Below are 5,745 nucleotides of genomic sequence, written 5' to 3'. Positions count from 1 at the left end.
CTGGTCCCGCCACCACCCGCTCCCCCCCCCCACCCCCCCAACCAACCCAACCACCCCCACCCCCCCCACCCCGGCCCAACCGCGCTGGACGCTGCCCCGGGGGTGCCGCCCCACGCTCGGCACCGCTCGCACCATCTGCACCACATCTCCACCGTGCCGCGCGGCGTGGGCGCCGTCATCCGGCGTCGTCGGACACCGCGCGGCACTCCAGCACCACCGGCACCACACCAGCACCGCTCAGCCGGCGTGCCGCGCACGTTCGGTCCGAGCTCACCGCACCGCCGTCACCGACCGGTTCGGGAGCCGCTGAGGCGCGGGGTGGCGGACGACCACCGGAACACACGGCCGTCCGCCACCCCGCGCGCGTGTCCGCGCGCCACCAACCGCCCGCCGATCGCCGAACGTGGCCGCATCAAGACCCTCTGTGCGCATTTTCCAGCGCCGCCCCGATCAGTGATGGCAGGCTGCTGAACGGCAGTGGTCCCCGGTGGACGGGGGCGGTCCCAGCAACGGGCAGCGGAATCAACCCGGAGGTGCACTTCCCGTGACATCCAGTGTGGGCCCCACGGTCAGGCGACGCAGATTGGGTCAGGAACTGCGCAGGCTCCGCCAGGAGAAGGGGATGACGGCGGAGGAGGTGGCCGAGGAGCTGATGGTCTCCCAGTCGAAGATCAGCCGGCTGGAGAACGGCCGCCGCAGCATCAGCCAGCGCGACGTACGCGACCTGTGCCGCGCCTACCGCGTCGAGGACAAGCGGCTGGTCGAGTCGCTGATGCAAATGGCCAAGGACTCGCGCCAGCAGGGCTGGTGGAACGCCTTCGGCGACGTCCCGTACAGCGTCTACATCGGTTTCGAGAACGACGCCGCCTCGCTGCGCGTCTTCGAGTCCCAGGTGATTCCGGGGCTGTTGCAGACGCCGGAGTACGCCGAGGCCGTCATCGGCGGCGCGATTCCGGAGGGCACGGCCGAACAGCTGGCGCAGCGCGTACAGGTGCGCATGCGACGACAGGAGCGGATCACGGACCCGCTCAGCCCGCTGCGGCTGTGGGCCGTGGTGGACGAGTCGGCGCTGCGTCGGCTCGTGGGCAGTTCGCGCGTCATGGCGGAACAGTTGGAGTACCTGATCCGCATGAGCCACGAGCCGCATGTGACGGTGCAGGCCTTACCGTTCGACCTGGGCTCACATCCCGGCATGAGCGGCCAGTTCGCCATTCTGGAATTCTCCGACGAATCCGACACGAGCGTGGTCTACCTGGAAGGCGTTACCAGCGATCTTTATCTGGAGAAGCTTTCCGACGTGCAGAGCTACAGCATGATGTACGAGCACCTGCGGGCCCAGGCACTCAATGTGGAGCAGACCCGCGAGTTCATCGCTGAGGTCGCCCGCGACCATGCGCGAAAGCACGAATCGACGAAGTGAACCCGCCGTGTCACAGCGCCATTCCGGCGCGGTGTGCACGGCATTTCCGGCGGCCCGCCACCCGGCCGTCCAGGACCGGGAACGGCCCACGATCCAGCCGCCCACGCCGTCCCGGTGTGTCCGAACTCGCCGCGAAAAAAGCCGTGTTGAGTCACCCGAGGGGCGACATTCGACAAGCGGGGCGGGAGGTTACACCGTGGCGACCCGCGTATGGAAGGGCGCCTACGAATGTGCCATCCGGTCGAGTGAACGCCCCATTCTCCGAGCAATAAGAACGAGTAGCGTCGAGCGTGTCGCCCGAATGGTGACGAGCACCATCCGGCAAACACATCGGAGTAAACATGGCTATTCGACGCGGAGAAACCCACGCCTGGCGGAAGTCCACACACTCCGGAGGCAACGGCGCGTGTGTGGAGGTGGCGTCCCCGGTGACCGAGGTTATCGCGGTACGTGACTCGAAGGACCCGAGCGGCCCCTCCCTCGCCTTCTCTCCGGAGTCGTGGAACAGCTTTATCGCGGGTGTCAACGAGGGTGTTTTCAAGGGCGCCTGATTCGCCGCCCACCTGCTGAGAACCGAGAAATTCCCGGCAGTGCCGTCCCGGCCGCGAGCAGCGGTCACGACGCGCTGGCCGCCGAGGGAGCCCCGCCGGTCCACAACGCGGTAGCCGCGACCGAGCCGGCCCCCCGCAGATCCCGCGAGCCGCCACGAGACCGTGTGAGCCACGGCTCGCCGCCGGGGTCTTCGCTCCAACCCGGGGTCCACGCCTGTGACCTCGGAGCTCTCCCGTACGACAGCGACGTGTCGGCCTGGCCGACGCGTCGGTGACACGAGCCCTCTCGACCGGCTGCCGTCCCCGCCGAGGGGGCTCGCCGCTGCTCCACTCCCCACCCGCCCGCGCGAGGTGGGACGAGTCCGACTCGTCCCACCTCGCGCGGGCGTCGCGCCGCCGACCCCACGCCGCTCGCCCCCGCGCCTCCCCCACGCCCGGGCTCGACCGCTCCCGCGCCCCGGCACCGACCAGCCGCGTCCGGTCGCCGCCACCGCCACCGCGCCGCCGGTCAGGGCTGGTTGACGCCGCGTCCACCGATGGTTGAAGTGGCCATGTACTCCGTAGACTGCGCCCGGGAGACAAGGAGCAGTCCATGCGCGCCAACACCCCCAGCCTCGCCACCCGCGTCGGTTCGGTCGCCGGTTCACCAGTGCGGGAGATCCTGCGGCTGACCGCCCGGCCCGAGGTCATCTCGTTCGCGGGCGGCCTGCCCGCACCGGAGCTCTTCGACACCGAGGGCATCGCCGCCGCCTTCCACCACGTACTCGACGAGGAGCCGCGACGCGCCCTCCAGTACTCCACCACCGAGGGTGATCCCGCGCTGCGCGCGGCGGCTGCCGCGCGGCTCACCGCGCGCGGCCTACCGACCGAGGCGGCCGACCTGTTGGTCACCACCGGCTCCCAGCAGGCGCTGACCCTGGTCGCCAGCGCGCTGCTCGACCCCGGTGACGTGGTGCTGGTGGAGGAGCCGTGCTATCTCGCCGCGCTCCAGTGCTTCGGCCTCGCGGGGGCGCGGATCGTCTCGGTCCCCGGCGACGACGAGGGCCTGGACCCGGCGGCGTTGGAGGCGGCCGTCGAACGGGAGCGGCCCAAGCTGCTCTACGTCGTGCCCACCTTCCAGAACCCCACCGGCCGCACCCTGTCCGCCGAGCGGCGCCGGGCGGTCGCCGAGGTCGCGGCGCGGCGCGGACTGTGGGTGGTCGAGGACGACCCGTACGGCGAGCTGCGCTTCGAGGGTGAGCCCGTGCCGTGGATCGCCGCGTTCGCCGCCGAGGCGGGAGCCGCCGACCGTACGGCGCTGATCAGCAGCTACTCCAAGATCATGGCGCCCGGGCTGCGCCTCGGTTGGCTGCGCGCGCCCACGCCGCTGCTGCGCGCCTGCAACGTGGCCAAGCAGGCGGCGGACCTGCACACACCGACCGTCAACCAGCTCGCCGCCGCGCGCTACCTCGCCGACAACGACCTGGACGCCCACCTCGCTCGGGTGCGCGACGCCTACCGTGAGCGTCGGGACGCGCTCGTGGCCGGGCTGCCCGACGCGCTGCCGTCGGGCTCGCGGTGGAACCGGCCGCAGGGCGGCATGTTCGTCTGGGCGAGCCTGCCGGCGGGGTGGGATGCCGCGAAGTCACTGCGCGAGGTGGTCACACACGACGTGGCGTACGTGCCGGGCGCGCCGTTCTACTCGGGCCGGCCCGACCCGACCACGCTGCGGCTCTCGTTCGTGACGCACACGCCACAGGAGATAGCCGTCGGCCTGGAACGGCTGGCCAGGGGGCTCGGCTAGACGCGCGGACCAGCGTGTGGCGCGGGGCGGGCGGGTCTGAGGTGCGCGGGGCTGGTCCGCGCGGGACGTTCGGCGGGTGACGCCATACCGCCGGGGTAGTGGCGGCGCGGGTCTGCCGCGCGTGGCGTACGCGGCCCGGGCATGTGCCGGCCTCGTGGGTGAGGCGGTGGGCGCGGGCGTGCGCGGGGCGTGCGACGTCGGGAGGGAGCGGCCGGGTCGGGGGGGATGGCCGGGGCAGGTGCTCGGCCGGGGCGGAGGGGACGACCAGGTCGGGTGGGGCGAGGCGGGGCGTCGGGAACCGTCAGCCTCGGGGGTAGCGGGCCAGCCAGGCGGGGGCCGACTTGGCCGGGCTGTGCAGGGCGGGGCCCTGGGTCATCTCCATGGCGAAGTCGTCGGCGAGCTCCAGGACGGTGCCGCGCCCCTCCAGTTCGGCCAGCCAGGCGGGCGGCAGCGCGGTCTCGCCGTGCAGGGCCCCGAGCAGGTTGCCGCAGATGGAGCCGGTGGAGTCGCTGTCACCGCCGTGGTTGACGGCGAGCAGCAGACCGTGCCGTACGTCCTCGGCGACCAGCGCGCAGTACACACCCATCGCCAGCGCCTCCTCGCCGGTCCACCCCTCGCCCAGGGACTCGACCCGCTCCGCCGTCGGCAGCCCCTGCCGGACCGCGCCCAGGGCGTGTTTGAGCGCGTCGGTGGTCTCCTCGTGGCCGGGCCGGGTGGCGAGCATGGCCAGCGCGCGCTGCACGGCGCCGTCCAGCGCCTCGCCGCGCGCCAACCCGTGCACGATCAGCGCGAACGCGCCGGCCGAGAGGTACCCGGTGGGGTGGCCGTGGCTCTGCGCCGCGCACTCGATGGCGAGTTGGAAGACGAGTTGCGGCTCCCAGCCGACGAGCAGTCCGAAGGGCGCGGAGCGCATCACCGCGCCGCACCCCTTGGAGTCGGGGTTCCTCGGCGCGTCCAGGGTGCCCATCGGGCCGTCGGCGAGGCCGGACAGACAGGCTCTGCCGGGCGCGCGCTGGGCGTAGAGCCACTCCTCGCGGGCCAGCCAACCGTCGTTCTGGTTGCGTTCGTCGGGGCCCCAGTCGTGCTGGGTGGCGTACCAGCGGCGGTGCGCGGCGTAGACGTCGGTGGGTGGGTGCCAGGCGCCCGTGTCCCGTCTGACCTGGGCGCGGATCAGCCCGTCCACGGTGAACAGCGTCATCTGCGTGTCGTCGGTGACGCTGCCGCGCCGCCCGTAGGCGGGGACGTAGTCGGTGACGCCGTCGGGCCCGTGCGCTTCGCGGATGGCGGCGAGCGAGTCGAACTCGATGCCGGCACCGAGGGCGTCGCCGATCGCGCCCCCCAGCAGGCATCCGCGCACGCGGCCACGGAAGTCCTGTTGCTCGGCTCGGCCCCACATCGCAGACCCCGCACGGGCAGATGCGGTCACGACCTCGCCCCTTTCAGTAAGTTTCTATAGGTCTTTGCGCAGCACCCAAACTGGTTCAGCACTGTAATGGACCATGAATGATCGCTTCCGGCCCGTCGCCGAATGTGAACCACATCATCGCGACGCACCGCGCGGAGCACCACACCCCCTCACCACCGCCACAGCCCACCCGGTGGCCCCGCCCGCGCCCCTTACCCCCTTCGACGCTCCCGCCCCTCGGTCCACGGGCGCCGGCTCCCGGCCCGTCCGTAACCGGTCGTCACCTCGTCGGTTTGGGTGTCGCGGCCGCACGCCCCGGGCATTGTGCCGCGACCGATCGACCGCGCTCGCCCGCCCGGCGCGCGACGGGTGCGCGGCGAACCACCGCGCCGGGCGGCGCGCGCCGGCACGCGGACCGGCGGGTGCCCGAAGCCAGCGACCGGCCCCCGGGCCCACCCCCTGCCCCGCCTCCGGACGGGTGTGTCGCGGCCCCGAGGCACGCGGGCGGCGGACGTACGCGCGGGGGCGCGGTGTACACGAGGGGGCGCGGTGTACGCGCGGGGCGTACGCGTGCGGCGCGGCGTAG

The 5,745-nt window shown here is 72.6% G+C and carries 4 protein-coding genes; 3 read left to right on the top strand and 1 reads right to left on the bottom strand.

Annotated elements, in window-relative coordinates; all coding sequences use genetic code 11:
- Positions 1-544: 544 nt before the first annotated feature.
- The 3 genes from ACFVFR_RS29000 to ACFVFR_RS28990 all read left to right on the top strand — a co-directional run bounded on the left by ACFVFR_RS29000 (position 545) and on the right by ACFVFR_RS28990 (position 3,754).
- On the top strand, positions 545-1,420 hold the full coding sequence (locus ACFVFR_RS29000; protein WP_383707034.1) for a helix-turn-helix domain-containing protein: 876 nt from the start codon (positions 545-547) through the stop codon (positions 1,418-1,420).
- A 341-nt stretch (positions 1,421-1,761) separates the two neighbouring features.
- Complete coding sequence (locus tag ACFVFR_RS28995) at positions 1,762-1,971, top strand: DUF397 domain-containing protein (protein WP_383707032.1); 210 nt, start codon at positions 1,762-1,764, stop codon at positions 1,969-1,971.
- 592 nt (positions 1,972-2,563) lie between these two features.
- Complete coding sequence (locus ACFVFR_RS28990; RefSeq protein WP_383707030.1) at positions 2,564-3,754, top strand: PLP-dependent aminotransferase family protein; 1,191 nt, start codon at positions 2,564-2,566, stop codon at positions 3,752-3,754.
- Positions 3,755-4,055: 301 nt separating this feature from the next.
- Here ACFVFR_RS28990 and ACFVFR_RS28985 read toward each other — a convergent pair whose 3' ends face one another.
- Entirely contained in the window at positions 4,056-5,150 is a 1,095-nt protein-coding gene (locus tag ACFVFR_RS28985; RefSeq protein ID WP_383707092.1) for an ADP-ribosylglycohydrolase family protein, read from the bottom strand.
- Positions 5,151-5,745: the final 595 nt, after the last annotated feature.

This window comes from Streptomyces sp. NPDC057702, assembly GCF_042799315.1.
Taxonomy (GTDB): Bacteria; Actinomycetota; Actinomycetes; order Streptomycetales; family Streptomycetaceae; genus Streptomyces.
This window is presented reverse-complemented; position numbering and strand designations above follow the sequence as displayed.

Coding starts and splice junctions, on each gene's coding strand:
- ACFVFR_RS28995 (WP_383707032.1), top strand. CDS start 1,762: ATGGCTATTCGACGCGGAGAAACCCACGCCTGGCGGAAGTCCACACAC.
- ACFVFR_RS28990 (WP_383707030.1), top strand. CDS start 2,564: ATGCGCGCCAACACCCCCAGCCTCGCCACCCGCGTCGGTTCGGTCGCC.
- ACFVFR_RS28985 (WP_383707092.1), bottom strand. CDS start 5,150: ATGTGGGGCCGAGCCGAGCAACAGGACTTCCGTGGCCGCGTGCGCGGA.